At 68.7% G+C, this 25,274-nt stretch carries 28 protein-coding genes and 1 pseudogene; 5 read left to right on the forward strand and 24 right to left on the reverse strand.

Going from position 1 to position 25,274, the window contains the following annotated elements; genetic code table 11:
• Positions 1-6 precede the first annotated feature (6 nt).
• On the reverse strand, positions 7-1,221 hold the full coding sequence (gene fxlM / locus ACFPJ1_RS12860; RefSeq protein WP_380103815.1) for a methyltransferase, FxLD system: 1,215 nt from the start codon (positions 1,219-1,221) through the stop codon (positions 7-9).
• Positions 1,222-1,225: 4 nt separating this feature from the next.
• Entirely contained in the window at positions 1,226-1,723 is a 498-nt protein-coding gene (locus ACFPJ1_RS12865) for a MarR family winged helix-turn-helix transcriptional regulator (RefSeq protein WP_380103816.1), read from the reverse strand.
• Between the two features lie 76 nt (positions 1,724-1,799).
• Between ACFPJ1_RS12865 and ACFPJ1_RS12870 the strand changes: the two genes are divergently transcribed.
• The gene (locus ACFPJ1_RS12870; protein ID WP_380103817.1) at positions 1,800-2,828 is read left to right on the forward strand and encodes a DMT family transporter; all 1,029 of its coding nucleotides are present in this window, start codon (positions 1,800-1,802) and stop codon (positions 2,826-2,828) included.
• 525 nt (positions 2,829-3,353) lie between these two features.
• Here ACFPJ1_RS12870 and ACFPJ1_RS12875 read toward each other — a convergent pair.
• The 3 genes from ACFPJ1_RS12875 to ACFPJ1_RS12885 form a co-directional block, all read right to left on the reverse strand.
• Positions 3,354-4,019, reverse strand: coding sequence for a LuxR C-terminal-related transcriptional regulator (locus tag ACFPJ1_RS12875; RefSeq protein WP_380103818.1), 666 nt, complete (start codon positions 4,017-4,019; stop codon positions 3,354-3,356).
• A gap of 187 nt (positions 4,020-4,206) precedes the next feature.
• Positions 4,207-4,647: a type II 3-dehydroquinate dehydratase gene (gene aroQ / locus ACFPJ1_RS12880; RefSeq protein WP_380104021.1), complete on the reverse strand. Its 441-nt coding sequence runs from the start codon at positions 4,645-4,647 to the stop codon at positions 4,207-4,209.
• A 5-nt stretch (positions 4,648-4,652) separates the two neighbouring features.
• Positions 4,653-5,261: a TetR family transcriptional regulator gene (locus ACFPJ1_RS12885; protein ID WP_380103819.1), complete on the reverse strand. Its 609-nt coding sequence runs from the start codon at positions 5,259-5,261 to the stop codon at positions 4,653-4,655.
• 200 nt (positions 5,262-5,461) lie between these two features.
• Here ACFPJ1_RS12885 and ACFPJ1_RS12890 point away from each other — a divergent pair, with 200 nt between their 5' ends.
• Together ACFPJ1_RS12890 and ACFPJ1_RS12895 are read left to right on the forward strand one after the other, a co-directional pair.
• Complete coding sequence (locus ACFPJ1_RS12890; protein ID WP_380103820.1) at positions 5,462-6,103, forward strand: RNA polymerase sigma factor; 642 nt, start codon at positions 5,462-5,464, stop codon at positions 6,101-6,103.
• Positions 6,100-7,056, forward strand: coding sequence for a hypothetical protein (locus ACFPJ1_RS12895; protein WP_380103821.1), 957 nt, complete (start codon positions 6,100-6,102; stop codon positions 7,054-7,056). The genes ACFPJ1_RS12890 and ACFPJ1_RS12895 overlap by 4 nt, the downstream gene beginning before the upstream one ends.
• Before the next feature lie 3 nt (positions 7,057-7,059).
• Here the strand turns inward: ACFPJ1_RS12895 and aroB are convergent, their stop codons facing one another.
• The 3 genes from aroB to aroC are packed head-to-tail and all read right to left on the reverse strand — an operon-like array spanning position 7,060 to position 9,883.
• Complete coding sequence (gene aroB, locus ACFPJ1_RS12900; protein WP_380103822.1) at positions 7,060-8,187, reverse strand: 3-dehydroquinate synthase; 1,128 nt, start codon at positions 8,185-8,187, stop codon at positions 7,060-7,062.
• Positions 8,184-8,684 (reverse strand): shikimate kinase, encoded by a 501-nt coding sequence (locus ACFPJ1_RS12905; RefSeq protein WP_380103823.1) that lies wholly within the window; start codon positions 8,682-8,684, stop codon positions 8,184-8,186. Before ACFPJ1_RS12905 ends, aroB begins: the two co-directional genes overlap by 4 nt.
• The gene (aroC, locus tag ACFPJ1_RS12910; RefSeq protein ID WP_380103824.1) at positions 8,681-9,883 is read right to left on the reverse strand and encodes a chorismate synthase; all 1,203 of its coding nucleotides are present in this window, start codon (positions 9,881-9,883) and stop codon (positions 8,681-8,683) included. Before aroC ends, ACFPJ1_RS12905 begins: the two co-directional genes overlap by 4 nt.
• Positions 9,884-10,010: 127 nt before the next feature.
• Between aroC and ACFPJ1_RS12915 the strand changes: the two genes are divergently transcribed.
• Both ACFPJ1_RS12915 and ACFPJ1_RS12920 read left to right on the forward strand, forming a co-directional pair.
• On the forward strand, positions 10,011-11,126 hold the full coding sequence (locus ACFPJ1_RS12915) for an ADP-ribosylglycohydrolase family protein (RefSeq protein WP_380104022.1): 1,116 nt from the start codon (positions 10,011-10,013) through the stop codon (positions 11,124-11,126).
• A gap of 45 nt (positions 11,127-11,171) precedes the next feature.
• Positions 11,172-11,342, forward strand: a complete 171-nt coding sequence (locus ACFPJ1_RS12920; protein ID WP_380103825.1) for a hypothetical protein — start codon at positions 11,172-11,174, stop codon at positions 11,340-11,342.
• Positions 11,343-11,413: 71 nt separating this feature from the next.
• Here the strand turns inward: ACFPJ1_RS12920 and ACFPJ1_RS12925 are convergent.
• From ACFPJ1_RS12925 to ACFPJ1_RS13000, 16 genes and pseudogenes are all read right to left on the reverse strand, one after another.
• Positions 11,414-11,482: pseudogene (locus ACFPJ1_RS12925) on the reverse strand (BBE domain-containing protein); the annotation flags it as partial.
• A gap of 11 nt (positions 11,483-11,493) precedes the next feature.
• Complete coding sequence (locus ACFPJ1_RS12930) at positions 11,494-12,201, reverse strand: prepilin peptidase (RefSeq protein ID WP_380103826.1); 708 nt, start codon at positions 12,199-12,201, stop codon at positions 11,494-11,496.
• Positions 12,202-12,212: 11 nt separating this feature from the next.
• Positions 12,213-12,416, reverse strand: coding sequence for a twin-arginine translocation signal domain-containing protein (locus ACFPJ1_RS12935; protein WP_380103827.1), 204 nt, complete (start codon positions 12,414-12,416; stop codon positions 12,213-12,215).
• Positions 12,397-13,248 carry a shikimate dehydrogenase gene (locus tag ACFPJ1_RS12940; RefSeq protein ID WP_380103828.1) on the reverse strand — a complete coding sequence of 284 codons (852 nt, stop codon included), beginning with the start codon at positions 13,246-13,248 and terminating at the stop codon, positions 12,397-12,399. The genes ACFPJ1_RS12935 and ACFPJ1_RS12940 overlap by 20 nt, the downstream gene beginning before the upstream one ends.
• Positions 13,221-14,393: an endolytic transglycosylase MltG gene (gene mltG / locus ACFPJ1_RS12945; protein ID WP_380103829.1), complete on the reverse strand. Its 1,173-nt coding sequence runs from the start codon at positions 14,391-14,393 to the stop codon at positions 13,221-13,223. Before mltG ends, ACFPJ1_RS12940 begins: the two co-directional genes overlap by 28 nt.
• Before the next feature lie 11 nt (positions 14,394-14,404).
• On the reverse strand, positions 14,405-14,851 hold the full coding sequence (gene ruvX, locus ACFPJ1_RS12950; protein WP_465261070.1) for a Holliday junction resolvase RuvX: 447 nt from the start codon (positions 14,849-14,851) through the stop codon (positions 14,405-14,407).
• Positions 14,852-14,954: 103 nt separating this feature from the next.
• Positions 14,955-17,624, reverse strand: coding sequence for an alanine--tRNA ligase (alaS, locus tag ACFPJ1_RS12955; RefSeq protein WP_380103830.1), 2,670 nt, complete (start codon positions 17,622-17,624; stop codon positions 14,955-14,957).
• A 4-nt stretch (positions 17,625-17,628) separates the two neighbouring features.
• On the reverse strand, positions 17,629-17,868 hold the full coding sequence (locus tag ACFPJ1_RS12960) for a DUF6167 family protein (RefSeq protein ID WP_380103831.1): 240 nt from the start codon (positions 17,866-17,868) through the stop codon (positions 17,629-17,631).
• Positions 17,865-18,287, reverse strand: coding sequence for a DUF948 domain-containing protein (locus ACFPJ1_RS12965; RefSeq protein ID WP_380103832.1), 423 nt, complete (start codon positions 18,285-18,287; stop codon positions 17,865-17,867). Before ACFPJ1_RS12965 ends, ACFPJ1_RS12960 begins: the two co-directional genes overlap by 4 nt.
• A gap of 192 nt (positions 18,288-18,479) precedes the next feature.
• Positions 18,480-19,598 (reverse strand): PD-(D/E)XK nuclease family protein, encoded by a 1,119-nt coding sequence (locus ACFPJ1_RS12970; protein WP_380103833.1) that lies wholly within the window; start codon positions 19,596-19,598, stop codon positions 18,480-18,482.
• Positions 19,595-20,065 carry a hypothetical protein gene (locus tag ACFPJ1_RS12975; protein WP_380103834.1) on the reverse strand — a complete coding sequence of 157 codons (471 nt, stop codon included), beginning with the start codon at positions 20,063-20,065 and terminating at the stop codon, positions 19,595-19,597. The genes ACFPJ1_RS12970 and ACFPJ1_RS12975 overlap by 4 nt, the downstream gene beginning before the upstream one ends.
• Positions 20,066-20,167: 102 nt before the next feature.
• The gene (locus ACFPJ1_RS12980) at positions 20,168-20,485 is read right to left on the reverse strand and encodes a nuclear transport factor 2 family protein (protein WP_380103835.1); all 318 of its coding nucleotides are present in this window, start codon (positions 20,483-20,485) and stop codon (positions 20,168-20,170) included.
• Between the two features lie 4 nt (positions 20,486-20,489).
• On the reverse strand, positions 20,490-21,854 hold the full coding sequence (locus tag ACFPJ1_RS12985; RefSeq protein WP_380103836.1) for a replication-associated recombination protein A: 1,365 nt from the start codon (positions 21,852-21,854) through the stop codon (positions 20,490-20,492).
• A 96-nt stretch (positions 21,855-21,950) separates the two neighbouring features.
• Positions 21,951-24,416, reverse strand: coding sequence for an accessory Sec system translocase SecA2 (secA2, locus tag ACFPJ1_RS12990; protein ID WP_380103837.1), 2,466 nt, complete (start codon positions 24,414-24,416; stop codon positions 21,951-21,953).
• Between the two features lie 60 nt (positions 24,417-24,476).
• On the reverse strand, positions 24,477-24,632 hold the full coding sequence (locus ACFPJ1_RS12995; protein ID WP_380103838.1) for a hypothetical protein: 156 nt from the start codon (positions 24,630-24,632) through the stop codon (positions 24,477-24,479).
• Between the two features lie 3 nt (positions 24,633-24,635).
• Positions 24,636-25,274 (reverse strand): GNAT family N-acetyltransferase, encoded by a 639-nt coding sequence (locus ACFPJ1_RS13000; protein WP_380103839.1) that lies wholly within the window; start codon positions 25,272-25,274, stop codon positions 24,636-24,638.

Consider the following 25,274-nt stretch of genomic DNA (forward strand, 5'->3'; position numbering starts at 1 on the left):
CGACCGTCAGGGCCAGGTGATGGTTGTTCGGGTGTGACGGTTCGGGATGTGGTGGCCGGTGGGGAGTTCGGCGGTCGGGGTTGTGGCGGGGTGGATGGTGACGACGGGCTCGGCGCCGTGGCGGTGGTGGTGATGCCAGAACTGGATCTGGGCTATCAGCCGCGCGACCAGGTCTGACGCGTCCGGTCCGTGTCCGATCGCCCCGAGCTCCACGAAGTCCGGGTCGACGGTGGCCCTCGAGGTCACGTAGGCAAGGGTGCCGTCGGCAACGATCGCGGAGGCTCCCCAGCGCGGCGTCGGTGATACCAGCCCCTTCTTCCGCGCGGACCGCCCGGCCGTCAGCACGCAGTACCCGGGCAGCGTCGACGCCAGCCAGAGATCGAGATCGGACACCGGCTCCTCGCGGTTCATCAGCACTGCCGACCAGGCCCGCGCCCGCGGCTGCCGCAGTACTCCGTCGAGCGCGGCCGCGTCGATCGACTGGTCCTCGTCGATGCTCAACCCGACCTTGTCCCCATGGATCGGGACCACCCGCTCGAAGTTCGCCCCGGCCCCCTGCATGTTCACGAACCCGCACAACGTCATCGACCGGCTCCGCAGGTATCCGTCCTCCAGGTCGAAGGCGATCGACCGGGTCTGCCCTCGCACCCGCAGCGGTACGACGATCCGCCCGTCCGCGCCGAGCTGCTCGATCCAGGCCGGGGCGATGTCCCAGGCCGTCACGGTGACCACGATTCGGTCATAGGGAGCGCTCTCCGCCGATCCGAACTCGCCGTCGGTCCAGACCACCTCGACCTCCGGGTACCCCGCCTCGGCGAGGCTCGCCCGTGCGCGGTCCACGACGTCCGGATCGATGTCGATCGTGGTCACCGAGCCGTCCGGACCGACCAGTTCCTTCAGCAGTGCGGCGTTGTAGCCGCCCGAGCCGATCTCCAGCACTCGATGCCCCGGCCGGATATCCGCCTGCTCGAGCATCATCGCGACCACCGTCGGTTGGGACACCGAACTGATCGCGACCCCGGCCTCATCCCGCTTCATCAGCACCACGTCGTCGGTGTACGCGATCTCCAGTGGCACCAACGGCACGAAGACATGCCGCGGCACCGCCCGGAAGGCCGCCTCGACCCGCTCGTCGTGGATCACGCCCTGCGTCACCAGGAGATCGGTGAGCGCCGAGCGCAACTTCCCGGCGTACAGGGGGTCGTTGCCGGCCGAGGTCATGCCGTCAGTCCGTGTTGTCGCCGAGGGATTCGAGCAAGGTCCGCAGAGTGTCCGCGAGGGCGTCGCGTTCCGGCCCGGAGAGCGCTTCGAGCAGCCGGTCCTCGGTGGCCACGTGGGTCGGCAGGGCGGCGTCGATCAACTCGAGGCCGGCCGGGGTGAGCTTCACCTCGACGCCGCGGCCGTCGGTCTCACTGCGGCTCCGGGTGACCAGGCCGCGGGCCTCGAGCCGGTCCAGCCGCTGGGTGATCGCGCCGGAGGTGACCATCGACGACCGCATCAGACCGGCCGGGGTCAGGCTGTGCTCCGCATTGCTCCGGCGCAGCGTCGCAAGCACGTCGAACGAGGCCGAGTCGAGGTCGTGGGCGGCGAAGTTGCGCCGGAGCTCGCCGTCGACCAGGAGCGCGAGCCGCTTCAGCCGGCCCAGCACCGCCATCGGCGACGCGTCCAGGTCGGGGCGCTGCTCGCCCCACTGTTCGAGCACCAGGTCGACATGATCCGCCATCCGTTCAGCGTAGTGGATCTCTTAGCGGTGAGCTAAAACCTTGGCGGATTGCTTAGCGCTGAGATATATTGTCTTAGTGCTAAGCAATCGACTGACCCTGCTCCTGATCACGGCCATCGCGCCGTCGCTGTGGGGAACCATGTATCTGGTCACCACAGAACTGCTCCCTGCGGGCCGTCCGCTCCTCGCCGCGGTGATCCGCGCCCTCCCGGCCGGGCTGCTGCTCGTCGCGATCACCCGGCGGCTGCCGCAGGGGATCTGGTGGTGGCGCGCCTTCGTGCTCGGCGCACTCAACATCGGGGTGTTCTTCGCCTTGCTGTTCGTCGCGGCGTACCGACTGCCGGGCGGGGTCGCGGCAACCGTCGGCGCATTGCAGCCTCTGCTGGTGGCCGTGCTGTCGACCAGCCTGCTCGCCGAACGCCTGTCCACTCGGAAACTGCTGGCCGCGATCGCAGGCGTGGCCGGCGTCAGTCTCCTCGTACTCCGGGCCGACGCGCGACTCGACGCGTGGGGCGTAGTCGCCGCCCTCGGAGGTGCCGTCGTGATGGCGACCGGGGTCGTGCTCAGCAAGCGCTGGGCGTCACCGGCTCCCCTGCTCGCAACCACAGGCTGGCAACTCGTCGCGGGCGGAATCCTCCTCCTGCCGGTCGCATGGATCGTCGAGGGAGCGCTTCCCGCGTCTCTGACCTTCGCGAACCTGGCCGGCTACACCTACCTGACGATCATCGGGTCCGCGCTGGCCTACGCCCTGTGGTTCCGCGGGCTGCGGGGTCTCTCGCCTACCGACGTCACCTTCCTCGGACTCCTCAGCCCGGTGGTCGCGACCATCCTCGGCTGGCTCGCTCTCGACCAGCGGCTGAGCCCCGCCCAACTCGTCGGCGGCCTCGTCGTCCTGACCGCCTTGGTGGTTGCGCAGACGAAGAAGAAGGAACTCGCGCCACCGGCGCTCGTCCCGTCCTCGAAGGACCTGAAACGCACATCACCGCATTCGGACTACTCCGCCCCGACCGTGCCGGCGCAGTCCATCTCGCGGCGACACCCCCACGGAACCCGACCTTGTGCACCACCCGATCACCTCAGGCCCCGGCCTAACACTTTGCCCTGATCTTGTGAGAGTGGACAGTCATGTCTCGGGGTCGGCCCGGACACTCAACTGGTGCACAAGGCGGGGGGCTGGGACACCAAGTCGGGACCCCGGACACGACACACCCTGTCCGAGGTCCCCGCAGGGTGTCCGAGATCCCCGCACCCTGCAGGGTGTCCGAGGTCCCCACAACCACACGGGCCACCGGCTGTTACGGGCTCCCACCCACCGGCGCGAGACCACCCTCGGGGCCCACTGGCGTACCGAACGACAGGTAGTGGTCGCCGCACACACAACGCCGGAGTGCACCCCACGCCTGGAACCTCGGCGATCCGCCCGGCTCTACCTGTCGCTCGGTACAGGGCCACCCCCGAAACCACCATTCCGACCCGACTCAGACCCCCGACCTGACACTCACGCCGCACACAAGATGGCACCCCGGCGGAGCGGCCGCGGCGGGTCGAGCGCCGGCAGGTCGAGCGCCGGCAGGTCGAGCGCCGGCGGGCGCCCGGCTGGGCGGTTCGGGAGTGGTGAGACGGGGTGGCGTCAGATGAGGCCTTCGCGGAGCGCGTAGGCGACCGCGTGGGAGCGGTTTCTGAGTTGGAGGCGGGTGGTGATGTCGTGGAGGACGTTCTTGACGGTGCGCTCGGAGTACGACATCTCGCGGGCGATCTCCTGGGTGTCCTTGCCGTCGGCAACGAGTCGCAGGACCTGGGTCTCGCGGTCGGACAGGCCGGTGTGGGACAGGCCGCGCGGCGCGAGCACCTGACGCTGCATCCGGGACACCTGACCGAGCAATCGGCCGAGCAGATCCGGTGGCAGATTGCCGTTGCCGGCGGCGGCCGACTGCAGCAGGTGGACGATCCGGTCCGCTGTGGCGTCCGCGCGCCGCAGTACTCCCGAGACGCCGAACTCGACCGCGGTCATCAGCGCGTCGTCGTCGATCGTGCTGCTGATCAGCACGATCCGGCGACACCCGCACTGCGCGGCCGATCGCAGTACCTGTACTGCGATCGTGTCCAGCGAGTCGACGACGACAAGCGCGACCAGCGGCGGGGCGGTGCGCTGGTCTGCCTGTGTCTGCTGGAACTCCGCCAGGTCGGCGTCGCTGATCAGCGCGATCTCCGGCCGCTGCCTCAACGCATGCATCAGCCCGAACCGCGACAACGGATCAAGAGCCTTCACCCACACCGGCACGCGCTGCTGCGCCATAAGCCCCACTCCCCCGGAGCGTCGAACCTCTGTACTCACACCGGACCCCCATTCGACGTACCCATCCTCCCTACCCACCCTTCAGCCAGCCTTAAGACGAAACAACCGAGCTAGCACGGAAGAGCCGCTGGAGAGTGCAACGTGGTCAGGAGGGAGGCTTGGCGCGGCGAGGGCCGGCCGCGTGGAGTTACGGGAGGGTGGTGAGGGCCTGGAGGGCGAGGCGGTAGGAGTTCAGGCCGAAGCCGGCGATGGTGCCGGTGGCTACGGCGGCCACGACGCTGGTGTGGCGGAACTCCTCGCGGGCGGCGGGGTTGCTGATGTGGATCTCGATCAGCGGGGCGGTGCGCTGGGCGCAAGCGTCGCGGAGGGCGTACGAGTAGTGGGTGAAGGCGGCCGGGTTCAGCACCACCGGGGTCTTCGTGTCGGCGGCCTCGTGCAGCCAGCCGACCAGTTCCGCCTCGTCGTCGGTCTGCCGGACCTCCACCTGGAGGCCGAGCTCGGCACCGGTCTTCTCGCAGTCTGCGACGAGATCCGCGAACGTCATCGCGCCATACACATCGGGTTCCCGCGATCCTAGCCGGCCGAGGTTCGGTCCGTTCAGCACCAGTACACGACGCCCACCAGCCACATCAGTCACAGCTCCACCCTAGTGGTGAGCCGCCCGTAGGCGCGGCTCGCCTCGTCGACCGCCTTCGCGTACTGCGCGTCCGCGCTGGTGCCCGTCGAGAGCGCTAGCCAGTTGCGGCGGGACAGAACCTGCCGGGTAGCGATCAGCTGAGCCGCGGTGAGCTCGGCCTCCAAGTCATCGTCCCCGGCCTCTGTCAGCGCCTCCGTGAGAGCGGTCTGATCGGCGGCGATGAACTGGTAGAGCCGGGTCGCGAGAGCGGGTGTCATGAAGATCAGTCGGTAGTAGGCGAGCACCTCGGGATGGTCGTTCAGCCCGGTGACCGGGTCGCGCCGTTCGAGACCGGCCAGGAAGTCATCGCGCAGCGCCTCGACCGGCGGGGCGGCAGCGGCTCGCACGACCCGGGCGGCCTCGTGCGCGTGGTCGGAGATCCGGTGCAGGGCGAGATCCTGCTTGGTCGCGAAGTACTTGAAGAGCGTCGGCTTGGAGACGTCCGCGGCCGCCGCGATATCCGCGACCGACACCTCGTCGAAGCCGCGCTCAAGGAACAGGCCGATCGCCGCCTGGGAGAGCGCGTCGTGCGTCTGCTGCTTCTTGCGGTCCCGCAAACCGGCCATGCGGCAGACGATAGCAAAGTGTTAACCCGGCCAAAGATTTAACCGAGTTAACTGAAACCCGCGGCCTGAACCGTCTCTATGTTGTGCTGACCAGAGCGGTTTCCCGGCTCGACGTCCTGCACCACCGCCCGCTGCCGGACGAACTGGGCTGACTTCGAGCCCGATGGAACCCGCGCCGCGACTGCCGGACTCTCCCCGGTATGAGCACAAGAACAGCAACGATGGGAGTGCGGCGGATGGCGGCGAGCCCCAGGTCCGCTGTCAGCGATGACCGGGAGCTGTGGGAACGACTCCGGGTCGCCGACGAGCAGGCCCTGGCCGATCTGTTCCATCGCCACAGCGACGCGGTCTACAACTTCGCCTTCCGGCGGACGTCGTCGTGGGCGAGCGCCGAGGATGTCGTCCAAGCGACCTTCGTCGCGCTCTGGCGACGGGCTCGCGCCGGCCGGATCGACCGGCTGACACTCCACACCGCCCGGCCGCTGCTGCTGGTGATGGCTGGATATGAGTGCGGCAACGTCCTGCGGTCGTCACGGCGACAGACAGCGTTGACGGACCGGGTCGAGCTGATCGATCACAGCGGCACCGTCCCCGACCATTCGGGAGCGGCGGCCGACCGGGTCGACGACGAACGCGCGATGAGCGAGATCCGCCGGCTGCTCGACCGGATCCCGGCCAAGCAGCGCGAGGCCGTCGAACTCGTCATCTGGTCGGAGTGCTCGATCGCCGAGGCGGCCAGAGCCCTCGGCGTACCGGAAGGCACCGTCAAATCCCGGCTGTCCAGAGCGCGGACGCGCCTGGCCGGCCTCCTCGATCTCGGCACCACGGAGGGGCTCGGATGACCAAGCAGATCCCGGCGGAGCGACCGCTCCCCAACAAGACCACGATCCTGGACCACCTACTGGCCGAGACCGACGAGAAGCGTGGCCGGAGGAGCTGGCTGCTGCCGGTTACGGCCGCCGCGTCGATCGCGGTGGTTGCCGCCGGCGCTCTCACCGTGCCGTCGCTGCTGAAGCATGACGACCCAGGCGCGGCCGGGCAGTCGGTCGGTGCGAGCAAGTCGGCGACGAACAAGCCGACCGAGCAGACCGTTTCGATCGACCGGGGCAAGCTCACCGACGCCCAGGCGAAGGCGTTCGGGACCGAGTGCGCCAAGTGGATCGGTTCCAAGGACATTCCCGGGCAGACCTACGGAACGGCGCCACTGAACTGGCCTGGAGCCGGAGCGAAGGTCGACAAGATTCTGCACGCGACCCAGATCGCCGGACAGGTCGCCGGACCGCCCCCCGGAAGCACGCGCTGGACCGTCGCGGTCAAGTCAGGCGACCGCATCTACGCCTGCGTCGGCCGGATGCCGACGAAAGACGCGCACGGCCACGTGCAACGCGACTACGAATTCGGGACTTTCAGCACCAACTACCCGGACGGCCTCGGCGGTACCGGTGATGGCGTCGGGCTGATCAGTGACCTGAGCGGGCGCAAACCGGCGAAGCTGTCCACGAGCCGGTGGGTCGTTGCCCCCGAGGGGGCCGCCACCGTCCAGCGCCGGATCGTCGTGAAGGGCAAGCCGACGCCGTGGTTCACGAGCGAGGTGACCGACGGCCTCGGCTACGTTCAGGCCCAGGCCGAGGCGAAGCTCGTAGCCGGCGACAAGGTCCAGCTGGAGACCCGGCTGCTGGACAAGGCCGGCAAACCGGTCAGCGCCTCGCTAACCGGGCGTTATGTCGTCGCCCTGACCAACGAGGGTAAGTACTCCGTCATCTCGCTGCAGCCCGACAGCACCAAGCCGCGTTGAACCTCAGCTGATCTCGGCGTAGGCGGCGACGAGAAGACTCGGGTCGGGCGCTTCGAGGATGGTCGGCTTGGCCAACCCATCCAGTACGACGAAGCGCAACCGGTCGGCCCGGGTCTTCTTGTCGAGCTTCATCGCGTCCTGCAGGTGCGACCAGGCGTCGGCCCGGTAGGACGTCGGCAGGCCGAGGGACTCCAGTACTGCGCGGTGCCGGTCGGCTGTGGCGTCGTCCAGCTTGCCCGCGGCGCGCGCGAGTTCCGCGACGAACACCATGCCGATGCTGATCGCGGCACCGTGGCGCCACTTGTACCGCTCGACCCGCTCGATCGCGTGGCCCAGGGTGTGCCCGTAGTTGAGGGCCTCCCGGCCGACCTGGCCGCCGACGGTCGTCGTCCGCTCGTGGAGATCGGCGGCGACCGTGTCGGCCTTCACCTGGATCGCGCGGGCGATGAGTTCCTCGGTGTGCTCGTACGCCGGTGCGGACGCGCCCGCCGGGTCCTTCTCCACCAGGTCGAGGATCACCGGGTCGGCGATGAACCCACACTTCACCACTTCGGCCAGGCCGCTCACGTAATCGTTGCGGGGAAGGGTTTCCAGCGCGGCCAGGTCGCACAACACTCCCGCTGGCTCCCAGAAGGCGCCGACCAGGTTCTTGCCCTCGGCGGTGTTGATGCCGGTCTTGCCACCCACGGCCGCGTCCACCATGGCGAGCAACGTGGTCGGGATGTGGACGACCCGGACGCCGCGCAGCCAGGTCGCGGCGACGAAGCCGGCGAGGTCGGTCGTCGTACCGCCGCCGATCGAGACGATCGCGTCGGACCGGGTGAAGCCGGCCTGGCCGAGCACCGACCAGCAGTAGGCCAGCACCTCGGCGGACTTGGCCTCCTCCGCATCCGGGATCTCGATCGCGTGCGCGGTGAACCCGCCCGCGGTCAGGTCGTCGCGGATGGCGTCGCCGCTGGTACGAAGGGCCCGCGGATGGATCACCGCGACCCGGCGTACGCCGTCGCCGAGCAGAGCAGGCAGCTTATCCAGCAGGTTGTTGCCGATGACAACGTCGTACGGCGACGCCGCCTCGACCCTGATCCTGCGGGTCTTGTCCACCACGCCGTTGGTACCGGATTCGGTGCTCATCCGAGGTGCTCCAGGATCTCGTCGGCGATCTCCTCCGGCGTCCGGCCGTCGGTGGTCACCGTCAGCTTGGCGACCTCGACGTACAAGGGCCGGCGGGCGTCCATCAGGTTCTTCAGCTGGGTTCGGACGTTGCCGAGCAGCAGCGGGCGGGCGACGCCGAGGCCGACTCGCTTGGCCGCCTCGCCGATGGACACGTCCAGGTAGACGACGTTGTGCCCGGCCAGATCGGCACGGGTCTCGGCGTCGAGCACCGCGCCACCGCCGAGAGACACCACCGCGCCATCGTCTTTGAGCGCGGCGACGATCGCGGCCCGCTCGAGTGCACGGAAAGCGGCCTCGCCGGAGTCGACGAAGATGTCCGAGATCGGCTTGCCCGCCTCGTTCTCGACATCCGTGTCGGTGTCGCGGTGCGTCTTGCCGAGCCGCGTCGCCAGCAGCGCGGCGATGGTCGACTTGCCCGAACCGGGCGGACCGACCAGGACGACGAGCGGGCTCACTGGGCCCACTCGCGCGCGGCGATCGTCGACGGCAGGTTCGCCAGGTACGACTTGTGGTTGCGCGAGGTCTCCCCGACGGAGTCCCCGCCGAACTTCTCGATCGACACGTCCGCCAGGACCAGGGCCACCATCGCCTCCGCGACGATGCCCGCAGCCGGTACGGCGCAGACGTCGGAGCGCTGGTGGTGCGCCGAAGCCGCCTCGCCGGTGACCGTGTCGATCGTGCGCAGCGCCCTCGGCACCGTCGCGATCGGCTTCATCGCGGCGCGCACACGCAGGGTCTCCCCCGTGCTCATGCCGCCCTCGGTACCACCCGAGCGCCCGCTGGTACGGCGTACCTCTCCGTCCTCGGCGACGATCTCGTCGTGCGCCTGGGATCCCGGAGTACGGGCCAGCTCGAAGCCGTCGCCGAGTTCGACGCCCTTGATCGCCTGGATGCCCATCAGCGCGCCGGCGAGCTTGGAGTCCAGCCGGCGGTCCCAGTGCACGTAGCTGCCGAGACCAGGCGGGAGGCCGTCCACGACGACCTCGACGACACCGCCGAGGGTGTCGCCGGCCTTCTGCGCCTGATCGATCTCGGCGACCATCTGTTTGCTCGCATCCGGATCCAGGCAGCGCACCGGGTCCGCGTCGAGCCTGGCGACATCGCTGGCCGAGGGAATCACGCCGTACGGCGCCTTCACGGTGCCGAGCTCGACCACGTGGCTGACGATGGTGATCCCGTACGCCTGCTTCAGGAACCGCGCGGCGACCTCACCGAGCGCGACCCGGGCCGCGGTCTCCCGGGCGCTCGCGCGCTCCAGCACCGGACGGGCCTCGTCGAAGCCGTACTTCTGCATCCCGGCGAGGTCGGCGTGCCCAGGGCGCGGGCGGGTCAGCGGGGCGTTGCGGGCGAGGTCGGCCAACACCTCCGGATCGACCGGATCGGCAGCCATCACCTGCTCCCACTTCGGCCACTCGGTGTTCCCGACCTGGATCGCGACCGGGCTGCCGAGCGACACCCCGTGCCGGAACCCGCCGATGAACGTCACCTCGTCCCGCTCGAACTTCATCCGCGCGCCCCGGCCATAACCGAGACGACGACGAGCCAGGGCGTCGGCCACATCATCCGTGGTGACCAGGACGCCTGCGGGAAGACCTTCGAGTACGGCGACGAGCGCTTGTCCGTGCGACTCGCCGGCGGTAAGCCAGCGCAGCATGCCGCAATCCTCCCACGCGCTCCCGCGCCGCCCGCTCCCGCCCACCCCGTGGACAGCACCCCGCGAGGTGGTGCTTCGGCTCGGGTGTACCGAGGGACACTCGGGGGCGTCGTAGGCTCGGCGGGTGATGCGTGTTGAGGATGAGGGACATCGGGCCCGGGTTCGGGGTTGCTTGTTGGGCGGGGCGATCGGGGATGCGCTTGGGGGGCCGGTTGAGTTCTCGCAAGGGCAGGAGATTGTTGCTGCTCATCCGGAGGGGTTGCGGAAGTTTGTTGCCGGGGGCGTCGGGTGGCCGGCGGGGACGGTGACCGATGACACTCAGATGACCTTGTTCACCGTCGAGGGGTTGATCCGCGCGGGAGTGCGGACCGATCGAGGGCTCGGGTTCACGGTGGCGGTGGTGCATCACGCGTATGACCGGTGGCTCGATACGCAGTTGTTGCCGGGGCCGAGTGGGAAGCTCGACGGGTGGTTGCAGGGTCAGCAGTGGTTGTACGCACGCCGCGCTCCCGGCAATACGTGTCTGTCGGCGTTGACCGAGGCCCGCAAGGGCGGCGACCGGATCCAGCAGTTCGGCGGCCAGGCGGTCAACGACTCCAAGGGCTGCGGCGGGGTGATGCGGGCGGCGCCTTTCGGGCTGTTGCCGGCGAAGTGGTTCAGTGCCGAGTGGGCGTTCGACTCGGCGGCGCAGGCAGCGGGGTACACGCATGGGCACGTGACCGGGAAGCTCGCCTCCGGTGCGCTCGCCGCGATCGTCCACGCCATCTGCCAAGGTGCTGACCTCAACTCAGCGCTCGACTCCGCGCAGGCACTACTCGCCCAGAAACCCGGCCACGAAGAAACCAGTACTGCGCTCGCAGCCGCGCGCGAGTTGGCCGCCCACAGCCAGCCAGGCCCGGCGACCGTGGAACGACTCGGTGGCGGCTGGATCGCCGAGGAAGCGCTCGCCATCGGTGTGTACTGCGCTCTGGTGCATCCCGAGCCCGAGCAGTTCCTCGACGCTCTGGCCCTCGCAGTGACGCACTCGGGCGACAGCGACTCGACCGGTGCGATCTGCGGCAACATCCTGGGCGCGCTGCACGGGGAGACCGCGCTGCCGCCGGAGCTCGTATTCGCTGTCGAAGGCCGTGGCGTGATCCTCGAGTTGGCCGACGACCTGGTGTTCGAGTTCACCCAGCAGTCCCGGTTGCACGGCGACTACGGCCCCGAGACCGGCTGGCGGCAGCGCTACCCCGGCTGGTGAGCTCGGGGAGATCCGAAAGCCGGTCATCCGCACTACGATCCGCAGATGGAGCGGCCTGAGGCGGCGAAGACCCGGCAAGAGGCCGCCCAGGAGAAGCTCAACGTCATCGCCGAGGCACTCGCCGAATTGATGAACTCGCAGTCCCGCACCGACCCCGGACTCCGGGAAGCCACCCAGAAACTCCGTGACGCCATCGGCCTCGAAGAGCGTCACTAAGAGGTGGGCCGGGGCGTCCGGCCCGTCCCCCGAGGATCAGGCCCGGCGCCCCGGCCGGTTCAGGTCGGCCGTCAGGCCGGTTCGATCGAAAGCTTGTGCCGGAACAGATTACGCGGGTCCCAGGTCGCCTTGATCCGCTGGAGTCTCGGCCCTAGCCGAGGTAGAGGCGTTCGAGCGGACCACCGACCAGTACGCCGATCAGCGCACCGACCAGCATGAACGGGCCGAACGGGAACAGCTGTCTGCGCTTGAACACCTTCGCCAGCGTGAGCACGATCCCGATCACCGCGCCGAGGAAGAACCCGCCGTACAGACCGGTGACGAGTTCACCCCAGCCGAGCCAGCCGAGCGCCATGCTGAGCAACCCGGACAGCCGCACGTCGCCGAACCCCACCCCGCGCGGGAACACGTACCAGAGCACGTAGAACACCCCGAACCCGATCACCCCCGCGATCGCCGCCCGCCGCAGCGAATCCCACTCCCCCGACACCGCCGAGCCGACCACCAGCGCCAACCCGACCACCAGGTACGACGGCCAGATGATCGCCGACGGCAGGTACCTCGTCCGCGTGTCGATGTAACCGAGCACGGCACCGACAACGGCAAGGATCAGCCACGCGACAAGCGCCGGCGAGTTCCCCAGCGTCCAGCCGAGCAGCCCGCCTGCGACAGCGGCCGACGCCCCGCACCAGTACGCCGCCCGCGGCCCGGCCAGTTCGGCGTACAGGGGTTTGGTCTCGCCTTCCTCCAAGATCGGCTCGGGGATCCGGCGCAATAGCCACGGGCCGAGCAGGTACGCCGCTGGGCCGCAGAGCACCACACCGGCGCTCGCGGCGAGCAACGCGTGATCAGCCGGCACGATCCAGGAGCCTAGACGATCCGGCGCCCACCCGCCGCTCCGCCAATCGCGACCTGTGGATACCTCAGCAAGCGCACCGGCGTACCAGAATCCGGGCGATCACCGCGGCACCAGCGCCGACCAGGAGCAACTTCGGAGCAACTGGTGAGAGCGATCGCGGCGACCGCGCCGCCTGCCCTCAGAAAGGTACGGCGATCAACCTGGCTCACGCTCATCGAGCTCCTCACGCGCAGCGGCTCTCATGGCCGCCAAGGGCGCGGGCGACCTACCTGTCATCATCTCCACCTGGAGAGTCGCCTGATGCACGAGCAGATCAAGGCCGTTCAACAGCTCTGTACCGATCCGGTGCGCCACGATCGCGAGCTGGGTCGGCCACGGGTGGTACGCGACGTCGAAGACGACCGGCGCCACCTGCGCGAAGTGCTCCGCCCACGGATCGACGGCGCCACCCGGCAACGTCGACACACACAGGTCGAACCCGCCGATCTGCTCGACCTGACCGAAGTCCGTGACCGACGTCTTCAGTCCGAGCTCGGCCGCGAGGTCCCGCAGCCGCTCGACCTTCGCGAGGTCGCGTACGACGAGGGTGACCTCGCTGACCTTCAACCCCCGCAGGGCGGCCAGCGTCGAGGCCGCGGTCGCCCCACCACCCAGTACTACGGCGGTGTCCGCGCCGGTGATCCCGCGCTCCGCGAACGCCGCCACCAACCCCGGTACGTCGGTGTTGTGGGCCGAGCGGGATCCGTCGGGCTCGAACAGCATCGTGTTCGCCGCGCCGATCAACTCCGCGACCGGGTCCACCCTGTCCACCAGGTCCAGCGCGACCCGCTTCAGCGGCATCGTCAGAGACAGCCCGCGTACGTCGTCGCCGAGCGAGCTGAGGAATCCGCGCAGCTCGTCCTCGCCGACCTCGTAGGCGTCGTACCGCCAGTCCAGCCCGAGCTCGGCGTACGCCGCCCGGTGCATCGCCGGGGACAGCGAGTGCGCGATCGGCTGACCGAGCACGGCACAACGGGTCATCAGCACCGGCCGGTGTGGGACGCGCACCAGGCCTGCAGCTTCTTCACGTTCGCCTGGTGCTCGTCACCCGTGCTGGCGAACAGGGTCTCGCCGGTGTCGAGGTTGACCAGGGTGAAGTACAGCCAGCTCCCCTGCGCAGGGTTCAGCGCCGCCCGCAGGGTCTCCTTGCTGGGCGAGTTGATCGGCGTCGGCGGCAGCCCGGAGTACATGTAGGTGTTGTAGGCCGAGTCCTTCTGGCGCTGCTCGTCGGTGGTGAAGACCTTGCCGTCCCGGCCGGTCACGTAGTGCACGGTCGAGTCCATCTGCAGCTTCTTGCCGATCTGCAGGCGGTTGTAGATCACCCGGGCGACCTTCGCGTAGTCCTGCGGGCGGTTCGTCTCGGCGCCGATGATGCTGGCCACGATCACCGCCTGGTACGGGTCGAGCTTCTTGCGCTGCGCGACCTGCGGCAACTGCAGCTCGGCCGAGGTCTTCGCGTACTGCGCCGTCAGCAGCCGCAGGATGGTGGTCGCGTTGGCGTTCTTCGGGATGTCATAGGTGCCCGGGTAGAGGAAACCCTCCGCGTTGTTGTTCGCGTACGACGGCAGCTTGAGGTTCTGCCCCTTGGCCATCGCGGCCGCGGCGGCGCCGGCCGGCAGCTTCGCGGTCTTGGACTTCTGCAGCAGCGCGACCACCTCGGCCTTGGTCCGGCCTGGCGGAATGCTGATCCGGGTGACCAGCACGGACTTGGCCGGGTTCAGCAGCAGGTCCAGCGCGGCCTGCGCCGACATCTCCTTCTTCAGCGTGTACGTCGCGGCCTGGATCTGGCGGGATCGGGGATCGTCGCGGGCGACCCGCTCGAACGCCTTGGCGCTCTTGACCACGCCCTTCTTCTCCAGCGTGTCGGCGATCGCCTGGGCGCTCTGGCCCTGGGTGATCTCGACCGTCACCGCGGTGGTGCCGGCGCCCTCGTAGTCCGGTGCGGCGAACATCCGCTCCAGGGCGTCGCGGCCCTTGCCGTAACCGACCACCAGACCGCCGATCAGCGCACCGACGACCAGCAGCGAAACGAGCCCCGCGAAGCACCCGAAACCGCGCCGCGCCCGAGCCTTGCGCCGGTTCGCCCGGCGCTCGGTGCGACTCTCCGGCCGCAGGCCGAGATGGTCGTCCAGGTCCTCACGGTCTTCGTTCACCGATGTTCCGTTCACAGGGGCCTCCCGGGCGGGTTGCCGGTCTCACGCTCGAAGTCGAGCGCGTGTTGCAGGATCACGACCGCCGCGGCCTGGTCGACCACGGCCCGCCGCTTGGAACCCTTCTTCCCCCGGTCCCGGAGCATCCGCTCGGCCGTGACCGTGGTGAACCGCTCGTCCACCATCCGTACTGTCGCCTCCGGGTTCACCTTGTGCACCAGCAACCGCACCTGCTCAGCCGTCTCGCGGATCCGGACCGCGGCCGGTCCCTCACCGCCGGACAACGATCGGGGCAGGCCGATCACGAGCTCGAACGCGTCTAGCTCGGCTACGAGACTAACGATCCGGTCAAGATCCCCGGGTCCACGGCGCACCGTCTCGACCGGTGTGGCGAGAATCCCGTGCGGGTCACTGGTCGCCACGCCGATCCTGGCGTCGCCGATATCGAGCGCGATCCGCACACCCCGGCGCACTAGTGTGCCCCGCCGAGGGGTCGCGCAGCGGCGCCGGGCGGGCACACCCGGTGTGCCCTTCCCCGGCGCCAGGTCGACTGCGGTCTCACGGTCAGCCGGTGACCGACTGGCCGACGGAGTGCTCGACCGCGGCCAGCGCCTTGTCCACACCGGTCGCGTCCGTTCCGCCACCCTGCGCGACGTCATCCTTGCCACCGCCACGACCACCGAGCTGCTCGGCGGCGATCCGGACCAGGTCACCGGCCTTGAGGCCCCACTCGCGCGCGGTCTCGTTCAGGGCGACCACCACGGCGGGCTTGCCGTCGTTCACGCTGAGCACGGTGACCACGGCCGGCCGGTCGGCCGGCATCCGGCCACGGACGTCGAGCGCCAGCTTGCGCAGGTCCCCGCCGTTCACGCCGTCGGGCGCGCGGTGGCCGACGTACGCGACCCCGAAGACGTCCTTCGGGTTCTGCGCCAGGTCGGCACCGGCGGCCAGCACCTGGCCGGCCCGGACCTTCTCCAGCTCCTTCTCGGCGATCCGCAGTCGCTCGGACAGGTCGGCCACCTTCGCGGGCAGCTCCTCCGGCCGGGTCTTCAGCGACTCCGAGAGCAGCCGGATCAGCGCCCGCTCCTTGCCCAGGTAGTGCAGCGCGTCCATGCCGACGAACGCCTCGAGGCGGCGGACGCCCGCACCGACGGACGACTCGCTCGTCACGGTCAGCGCGCCGACCTGCGAGGAGTGCTTGACGTGCGTCCCACCGCAGAGCTCGCGCGACCAGGGGCCACCGATCTCCACGACGCGCACCTCTTCGTCGTACGTCTCGCCGAACAGCGCCAGCGCGCCCCACTCCCGGGCCTCGGGCAGCGACATGTACTGCGCGGAGACCGGCAGGTCCTGGCGGACGGCGAGGTTCGCGACCTCCTCGATCTCGCTGCGGGTGGCCTGGTCCAGCGCCGACGACCAGGCGAAGTCGAGCCGCAGGTAACCGGGCTTGTTGTACGAGCCGCTCTGCAGCGCGTTCGGGCCGAGCACCTGGCGCAGGGCCGCGTGCACGACGTGCGTGCCGGAGTGCGCCTGGCAGGCCGAGACCCGCCACTCGTGGTCGACCTGCGCGTGGACGTCGAGCCCGGGCTGGACGACACCGTCGAGCACCTTCACCCGGTGCACGATCAGGCCCTTGACCGGGCGCTGAACGTCGAGCACCTGGAGCTTGACGCCGTCGGCCACGATCAGGCCCTCGTCGGCGATCTGGCCACCCGACTCCGCGTAGAACGGGGTCTTCTCCAGCACGACCTCGACGGTGTCCCCGGGCTCGGCGGCCTGCGCCACCACGCCGTCGCGCAGTACGCCGCGGACCTGGGAGTCGGTGCTGAGCTCCTGGTACCCGGTGAACTCGGTGGCGCCCTTCTCCCGCAGCTCGCGGTAGCCCGAGGTGTCCGCGTGGCCGGCCTTCTTCGCCCGCGCGTCCGCCTTGGCCCGCTCGCGCTGCTCGGTCATCAGCGACTTGAAGCCCTCGGTGTCCACCTGCAGGCCCTGCTCGGCGGCCATCTCGACGGTCAGGTCGATCGGGAAGCCGTAGGTGTCGTGCAGCTGGAACGCCTGCGCCCCGGCGAGGGTAGCGCCGCTCTCGGACTTGACCGTCTTCACGGCCAGGTCGAAGACACTCGTACCGGCCGTGAGAGTACGGCGGAACGCCTCCTCCTCGGCGTACGCGACCTGGCTGATCCGGCCGAAGTCGGCCTCCAGCTCGGGGTACGACTTCTTCATCTGCACCAGGCTGGTCGGCAGCAGTTCCACCAGGCTGGGGTCCTCGTAGCCGAGCAGGCGCATCGAGCGGACCGCCCGGCGCAGCAGGCGCCGCAGTACGTAACCGCCGCGCTCGTTGCCCGGGGTGACGCCGTCGCCGATCAGCATCAGCGCGCTGCGGACGTGGTCCGCGATCACCCGGAACCGGACGTCGTCGACGTGGTCGGCGCCGTACTTGCGGCCACTCAGCTCCGATGCCTTCTCGATCACCGGGTAGATCTCGTCGATCTCGTACATGTTGTCGACGCCCTGCAGCAGGAACGCGACGCGCTCGAGGCCGAGGCCAGTGTCGATGTTCTTCTTCGGCAGCTCGCCGAGGATCGGGTAGCCCTCCTTGCCGCCACCCTCACCGCGGATGTTCTGCATGAAGACCAGGTTCCAGAACTCCAGGTAGCGGTCGCCCGCCTCCCAGTCCCGGTCGGCGCCGAACTCCGGGCCGCGGTCGATCAGGATCTCCGAGCACGGGCCGCACGGACCCGGGATGCCCATCGACCAGAAGTTGTCCTTCATCCCGAGCCGGACGATCCGGTCGTCGGGCAGCCCGGCGACCCGCTTCCAGACGTCGATCGCCTCGTCGTCCTCGTAGTACACCGAGGCGTACAGAACCGACTCGTCGAAGCCGTAGCCGCCTTCGCTCTGCGGCTTGGTGACCAGTTCCCAGGCGTACTGGACGGCCTGCTCCTTGAAGTAGTCACCGAAGGAGAAGTTGCCGTTCATCTGGAAGAACGTGCCGTGCCGGGTGGTCTTGCCGACCTCCTCGATGTCGAGGGTCCGGACGCACTTCTGCACGCTGGTGGCGCGCGGGTACGGCGGGGTCTGCTGGCCGACGAAGTACGGTACGAACTGCGCCATCCCGGCGACGTTGAACAACAGGTTCGGGTCCGGCGAGGGCAGCGGCGCGCTCGGCACGACCGTGTGGCCCCGGTCCTCGAAGTAGCTCAGGAACCGCCGGCGAATCTCACTGGTTTCCATGGTGTTACCGGTAGTCCTCACGTTCAGTTGGTGCTGTATCGATGCCGAGCGCGTCGCGCAGCTCGGTCTCCCGCTCGGCCATGCCCGCCCGCACCTCGTCGCCGAAGTGCCGGATCGCGCTGGCCACCTTCTCCGCCGACTGCTGCAGGCTCTCCGGCGCGAGCAGCTGGGCCCGCTTCTTCAGCCGGGTCACCGCGTAGACGCCGACAGCCGTGCCGATGATGAACCACAGGATCCGCTTCACCGGACGTCACCGCGCTTCTTCGCCTTGCGCTCGGCCTTCATCTCGTCCTTCACCCGGCGCGAGACGTCCCGGCGCTGGCTCTCGCCCAGCGCGCGGCGGACGCCGTACGTGAACGCGGCGGCCTTGACCAGCGGGCCGCCGGCGGTCGCCGCGAACAGCGACGTGAGCGCGGCCGCGTTGGTGGTCACGGTGGTGGCGTTGTCGGTGATGGTGTCCACCTTCAACAGCTGGGCGTTCGTGGTCGACACGGTAGTCGTCACCTCTCCGAGCAGCGGCACGGTCTCGTCCGAGACCCCCTTGACCAGGATCCGGGTCTCGTCGAACACCTTGCCGAGCTTCAGGATCGGATAGGCCAGCAGGCCCACCAAGATCAGCAGCGCGCAGGCCGCGATCAGCCCCGCGACTTCACCGACGCTCATGGAAACGATCCACCTTCCGTTCGACTGCTCTATTGTCCCGGCACAGCGGCCCAGCCGACATCCCGCTCACCCAACCGAGCGCGGCCCTGTCCCGTTACGCCCGGGTGTGCCCGGACCGCCCGACCTTATCGCGCACACTGCTGACAGCACGCTCAGGGACACCACCGCTTCCTTCACAATGACATCAACGCCTCAGATGGCGGCGGCGCAGCGCCCGCAGCCACATACGGGCAGTACGCCGTTCGTGCTGGCGTATGAATGGGCAGCTGAGGTGAACCACGTCGCCAGATCCATGAACTGGCGCCAGGTGATGTCTGGCTTGAGAGTGGCATATCGGTAGACAAAATCTGGTTCGTAACCGAGCCAGACCTTCTGCCCGCGATAGGGGTTCAGGAGGCCGGCCAGGCCATCCGGCAGATCGAAGTTGAAGTAAGACTCGTGATCCAGATCCATCAGTTGCTCGCGCTGGGATCGTGCCCGCGGATCCTGGTCCGAGGTGATTCCTACCAACCGAAACTGGCGCCCCTGAGCCTGCCAGCCGAAGTGACGTCCGCGCGGTCCCGGTACCAGCCATTCGACCAGGCCTTCACCTCTGCTGAAGTTCGCCACCACCTTGGGTCTCGGTCCGGTGAGCAGGCCGTCGATGCCAGCGTTGAGAACTTCGGCGCATCGGCTCATCTGCATTTTCAGGACGAGGGCCAGGAGGCGTCCCTCGTGAAGGACTTCCTTCTCCCCGGCATCAAGAAACATCGGGCTGTTCAGCTCGGCCAGTGGGTCGATCTTGTCGCGCAGCGTCACCAGCTGCCTCACCAACGACGAGTATCCGGCGACGACATGCCGGGCTGCGCCGTCGAGTTTCGTGCTGGCGGCCTCGATGGCAGGAAGCAGGTCGGCGTAGTTCACAGGTCGCCACGGGGCAGGAAGGCTGAAGGTCGGCGGCAGTAAAGAGAGCAGCCGCCAGGAGGTTCGTTCATCGTCGAACGCGTGATCCCTCAGCAAGGTCACCCGGTAGGCACTCAGTTGTCCCACGGTCGGGATCGCGCCGACCTTGTTCTCAAGGACTAGCTTGCGTTGGCCCGGGCCTGCGTCCACGAAGAGGTCGACATGCTTCCATTCCCGTCTGATCCGGTACTTGGAGCTGTCGGTAGGCGCATCCACAGCGAGCAGATCCCAGATCGCCTCTGAGCCTTCCGCGTGCTGCCTGGCAAGCCAGTACAGCATGTTGGTGTGAAACAGTTCATGTCCGGCTGTGGAGAGCTGGTACCACGGGTTCGCTACAAGGTCCTCGACGACCTTCAGGCGGTCGTTCACGGTCGATAACCGCCTGAAATCGCGCTGCCCTCGAGAATTCGCTGCGGACAGCCGGTCAGCTGGAGGAGAGTCTCCATTTCCGGGCGCCCAAGTTCGCGAAGCATCACCATTCCATTGACAGCATGGGATCCCTCCAACAGCGTTCCGCGCTTGTGCTCGTGGATCGCAAAGGGGCTTGTCAGGCGCTCGACCGGCTTCAGCAGGATGTTCCGTCTGCCTGCCGGCCCCGTCATTCTCGTGACAACACAGAACCCGATCACTGCACGCAGATCTGTCTGGTAGGCCACGACCACGTCACCTCCGGCGACATCGTCGTCGAGTCGCTTCCATACTTCGTGGGCGAGAGTGCTGTAGCTGCCACCCCATTGTTTCTCGGCCGACGTACAGAACACGTCAGCTTCCCAGTCTCCAAAATAGCCAGCGGGACCGCCGGCTTGATTGCACTTGTATAGCCAGTACCTGCGCACTTGCAGACCCCCCCTTGCGCCGAGAAATCTCCCCTCCGGGCGACAATCTCCCACACTTTGCAGGCTCAGTACCTAGTCCGTGCGCGCAAATGACGCCGGGAGCTAGTCGAAGGTGACGGTGAGTTCCCGTACTTCGCCCGTCGGGGCCCACGCGAAGCGCATCGTTCCTCCTGCGCCGGAGGACCAGGTGAAGCGGACGGTGTCGCTGGTGGGGTTGGTGGGTTCGAAGGTGGCGATGGTGTCCGTGGGCGGGTTCGTCTCGTAGGCCTCGGCGATCGCCGGGCGGCCGACGTACGGGCCGGCGGGGACGCCGACGAACGACATCCGGGCGTCAGCGGCGAAGCGCTTGCTGAAGGTCTGCCAGTCGCCGGTGCCGACGGCGTGGTTGAAGGCGTCGATGTGTTGTCCTACTCGGTCCATAGGCTCAGCGGTCCTTCAGGATCTTGCGGATGTTCGCGAGGCGCTCGGCGTACGCCGCCTCGCCGCCGCGGCGGGTGGGTTTGTAGTACTCCGCGTCGTCCACCACGTCGGGCGCGTACTGCTGCGGGACCACGCCGCGCGGGTCGTTGTGGGAGTACTGGTACGACGAGCCGTGGCCGATCTTCTTCGCGCCGGCGTAGTGGGCGTCGCGCAGATGGGGTGGGACCGGGCCGACCTTGCCCGCCTTCACATCGGCGATGGCCGCGTCGATCGCCATGATCACCGCGTTCGACTTCGGCGCCAGCGCGAGCGCGACGACTGCCTGTGCGAGGTTGATCCGGGCCTCGGGCATGCCGATCAGCTGGACCGCCTCGGCCGCCGCCACCGCGACGCCGAGTGCGGTCGGGTCGCCCATGCCGATGTCCTCACTGGCCGAGATCACCAGTCGACGGGCGATGAACCGCGGGTCCTCGCCGGCCTCGATCATCCGGGCCAGGTAATGCATCGCGGCGTCCACGTCGGAACCGCGGATCGACTTGATCAGCGCGGAGGCGACGTCGTAGTGCTGGTCTCCGGCCCGGTCATACCGCACGGCCGCCCGGTCGACCGCGGTCTCCAGGGTCTTCAGGTCGATCGTGGCCGCCTGCTTGGCCCGGGCTCCCCCGGCGGCTGCCTCGAGATACGTGAGCGCACGACGGGCGTCTCCCCCGGCCATCCGCAGCAGGTGTGCGCGGGCATCCTCGTCGAGCTCGAACTCGCCGTTCAGGCCGCGCTCGTCGGTCAGGGCGCGGTCGAGCAGTACTGCGATGTCGTCGTCGGTGAGTGATTCGAGCGTCAGTAGCAGGGAGCGCGAGAGGAGCGGGGAGATGACGGAGAAGAACGGGTTCTCGGTGGTCGCGGCGACGAGAGTGACCCAGCGGTTCTCCACCCCGGGGAGCAGGGCGTCCTGCTGGGCCTTGGTGAAGCGATGCACCTCGTCGATGAACAACACGGTCTCGACAGTGTTGCCTGGTCTGGCGAGGTCGCGCCGAGCGCCGTCGATCACCTGGCGGACGTCCTTCACCCCCGCGGTGACGGCCGACAACTCCACGAACTTCCGGTTGGTCTGGTGCGACACCACCGCTGCGATGGTCGTCTTCCCGGTTCCCGGAGGGCCCCACAGGAGCAACGACATCGGCTGGTCGCCCTCTACGAGCCGCCGCAACGGCGACCCGGGGGCCAGTAGATGCTGCTGGCCAACCAGCTCGTCCAGACTCCGCGGCCGCATCCGGACCGCCAGCGGGGCGGAAGTGTGGTCGACATCAGCCAGGCTGCCACCCCCACGAGCAGGAGCAGGCGCACCCGGCAGATCGAACAACCCATCACTCACGCCACGAGCCTAGCCAACCCCACAGACATTCCAGTCGGCCGCGCCCCCTGGCCCCCGCGTTCACCCACCCGCCGTGCCTGGCCGAGAGCCGAGAGGTCAGCTCTTGTCGCGCGGCTTCTCGTCTTCGTCCTCGTCTTCGTCGGCCTCGCGGAGTTCTTCCGGGAGCTCGTCGTCGTCCAGGTCGCGGAGTTCCTCTGGGAGGTCCTCGAACTCCTCATCCGGGATCTCCTCCGCCTGGGCAGCGGATTCCGGCTTGATGGCGTTGCGGAGGCGGCCGAGGATGCGGTCGGCCTCGGTGCCGAACGGGTTGTCGTTGACCAGGTAGGTCCAGGTCGCCGTCGGCCGCGGTACGCCGGAGGCCGCCTCGTCCAGGCCGTCTTCGGTGATCTCGGCCTCGGTGAACGTCTCCGCCGCGTCCTTCCAGGCGTCCGCGATCAGGTTGTCGAAGGAGGCGATCGCGGACTTGTTGAACTCGTCGATCGGCTTCAAGTGCACGATGCCGCCCGCCAGCGACCGCAGGTGGATCCCCTCGCGCAGATCGGCGAGGTATGCCAGGTGATCGGTCCACTTCCGGTCCAGGTGGTGCAGCGCGATCTTGCGCGCCGCGTCCTTGACCTTGTCCTCGCCGACCTCCTCGACCAGTTCGTCGTACCGCTCCTTGGCGCGCTCGGCGAGCTCATCGGCGGCGAGATCCTCGGTCAGCACCTTCTCCCGGGTGTCGAGCAGGATCGCCCGCTGCTGTCCGGTCAGCCGGTGGTACGACCACGTCGTACGGTGCAGCTCGGCGTTCGCGCCGTCCGCCACGCGCTGGGAGTGCTCGAGCATCCCGATCGCCTTGCGGTCGGTGAGTCGCCCCTTCTCGTCCGGCGACGGCCGCAGCCCAGACGTCACGGAGTACCGGGTGACGAGCTCGTCGGCGAGGCTGGCGAAGAACAGCGAGCCGCCCGGGTCGCCCTGGCGCCCGGCGCGACCGCGCAACTGGTCGTCGAGCCGGCGAGAGGCGTGCAGGCCGGTGCCAATCACATACAGCCCGCCCAGCTCTACGGCCCGTTCCTTGTCGTGCGACTCGTCCCGCCCGCCGAGCCGGATGTCGGTACCGCGGCCGGCCATCTGCGTCGACACGGTCACCGTCTCCGGCACGCCCGCCTCGGCGACGATCGCGGCCTCCTCGGCGTCGTTCTTGGCGTTCAGTACGACGTGCGGTACCTCGGCCGCCTCGAGCAGATCGCTCAGCTGCTCGGACTCCTCGACGCTGTGCGTGCCGATCAGGATCGGGCGGCCGGTCTCGTGCACCTCGGCGATGTGTTCGACCAGCGCCTTGTTCTTCTGCTCGACGGTCAGGTACAGCCGGTCCTGCTCGTCGACGCGAATGTTGGGCTTGTTCGGCGGGACGAGCGCGGTCTCGACCTTGTAGAACTCCTGCAACTGCTCGCCGACGACGACCGCGGTACCGGTCATGCCGCACAGCGTGGGGTAGCTGCTGACCAGCGCCTGCACGGTGATGCTGTCGAGGACCTCGCCGGAGTCGCTGACCGGCACGGCCTCCTTCGCCTCGACCGCGGCCTGCAGACCGTCGGGCCAGCGCTGCAGCTTGGCGATCCGGCCGCGGCTGTTGTTGATCAGGTTGACCTTGCCGTCGCGGACCAGGTAGTCGACGTCCTTGCGCAGCAGCACCTCCGCGTGCAGCGCGACGTTGATCTGGGTCAGCTGCTCGAGGTTCTCGTCCTCGTAGAGGTTGATGCCACCGAGATGCTCCTCGACCTTGTCCGTGCCCTTGTCGGTCAGCGCGACCGTACGGCCGTCGCCGTCGATCTCGTAGTCGATCCGGGCGCGCAGCGTGCGGACCAGAGCGACGACGTTGTCGTCCAGCTCCTCGGTCCGGGTCGCGCCCGCGAGCACCAGCGGCACCCGGGCCTCATCGATCAGTACCGAGTCGGCCTCGTCGACCAGCGCCACGTCCGGCTTGACCGTCACCCGATCGGCGACGTCGTCGACCAGCCGGTCACGCAGTACGTCGAACCCGAGCTCGCTGACGGGGGCGTAGCAGACGTCCGCCTGATAGGCCTCGCGGCGCTCCTCCGGGGTGGACGCCTGGCCGATGTAGCTGACGGAGATCCCGAGCAGCTTGTAGACCGGGCCCATCCACTCGGCGTCGCGGCGGGCCAGGTAGTCGTTCACGGCCATCACCTGGACGCGGTGGCCGCCCATCGCGTACCCGGCGGCGGCGAAGGCACCGGCCAGGGTCTTGCCCTCACCAGTCGCCATCTCGACGATCCGGCCGCGCAGGAGCGCCAGCGCGCCGACGATCTGGCCGTCGAAGGCCCGCTCGCCGATCGCCCGCTTGCCCGCCTCCCGCGCCAGCGCGAGGAACTCGATCAGGTCGTCCTCTTCGAGCGCGTCGGGCTTGCGCATCTCGGTGACGACCTCGGTGAGCTCGTCGTCGGTCAGCTCCTGGAGCGACTCCTCGGCCGCACCGACCAGAGCCGTCAGCTTCTCGTACGGGCCGAGGTCGATCGAGCCGGGGCGCTGCAGAAGCCGGCGGAAGCGCGAGGTCAGTTTCATGGCCATGATCTCCGCAACGTACAACCTCAGCCGCTCGTTCCGCGCACCGGCCCGGCCGTGTCAGACGGAGAACTGGTACGGCGTGGTGGTGGTGACCGCGTGCAGGCCGAGCTTCTGCAGGATCGGGCGGGAGTCCTCGGACGCGTCCACCCGGAGGTACTCGTACCCGCGGTCCTTCGCGATCCGCGCCCGGTGCACCAGGATCGCGCTGTACAACCCCTACCGCCGCCACTCCGGCAACGTCCCGCCACCCCACAAACTCGCGAACCCCGTCCCCGGGTGGAACCGGATCCACGCGGCCGTCAGCGCTGGACCGTCCGGACCCTTCAACGCATCCTCGATGAGCGTGACCACGAGTCGGTCGGGGAACATCTTCGACTCGTTCGCCAGCCGTTCCTCGATCCGCTCCAGCCCGTTGTTCCAGAGCGTGTCCATCAGTACGGCGATCCGGTGGAAGTCGGCCTGCTCCTGCACGTCGCGCAGCCGCACCTTCGACGGCAGCGCGCTCGGCCGCTCCAGGATCCGGTCCACCTCGCCGAGGATGAGCGTCTCCGGCTCCTCCGCCACGAACCCTGCCCGGACCAGCCGCTCCCCCAGCTCCGCCGGTTCGTCGTACGCGTAGGTCTTCCACTCGAAGGACAACCCGCGCTCGCGGAAGAACTCGATCTGGCCGGCGATCACCGCGTCCGGGTCGTCGCCGAGCCCGCGCGGCGTCTCGACGAATCCGCCGCCACCCGGCCCCTCGGCGTACGAGCGGTGCACGAGGCCGTCCAGTTCCTGCTTCCAGCCGGGAATGGTGTCGGCGTCCGGCAAGCGGATGCGTCGGTGGAACACGTCGAGAAGCTCATCAGGTGTCAT

Origin of the sequence: Kribbella qitaiheensis (assembly GCF_042657745.1) — a bacterium.
In the GTDB taxonomy this organism is placed as follows: domain Bacteria; phylum Actinomycetota; class Actinomycetes; order Propionibacteriales; family Kribbellaceae; genus Kribbella; species Kribbella qitaiheensis.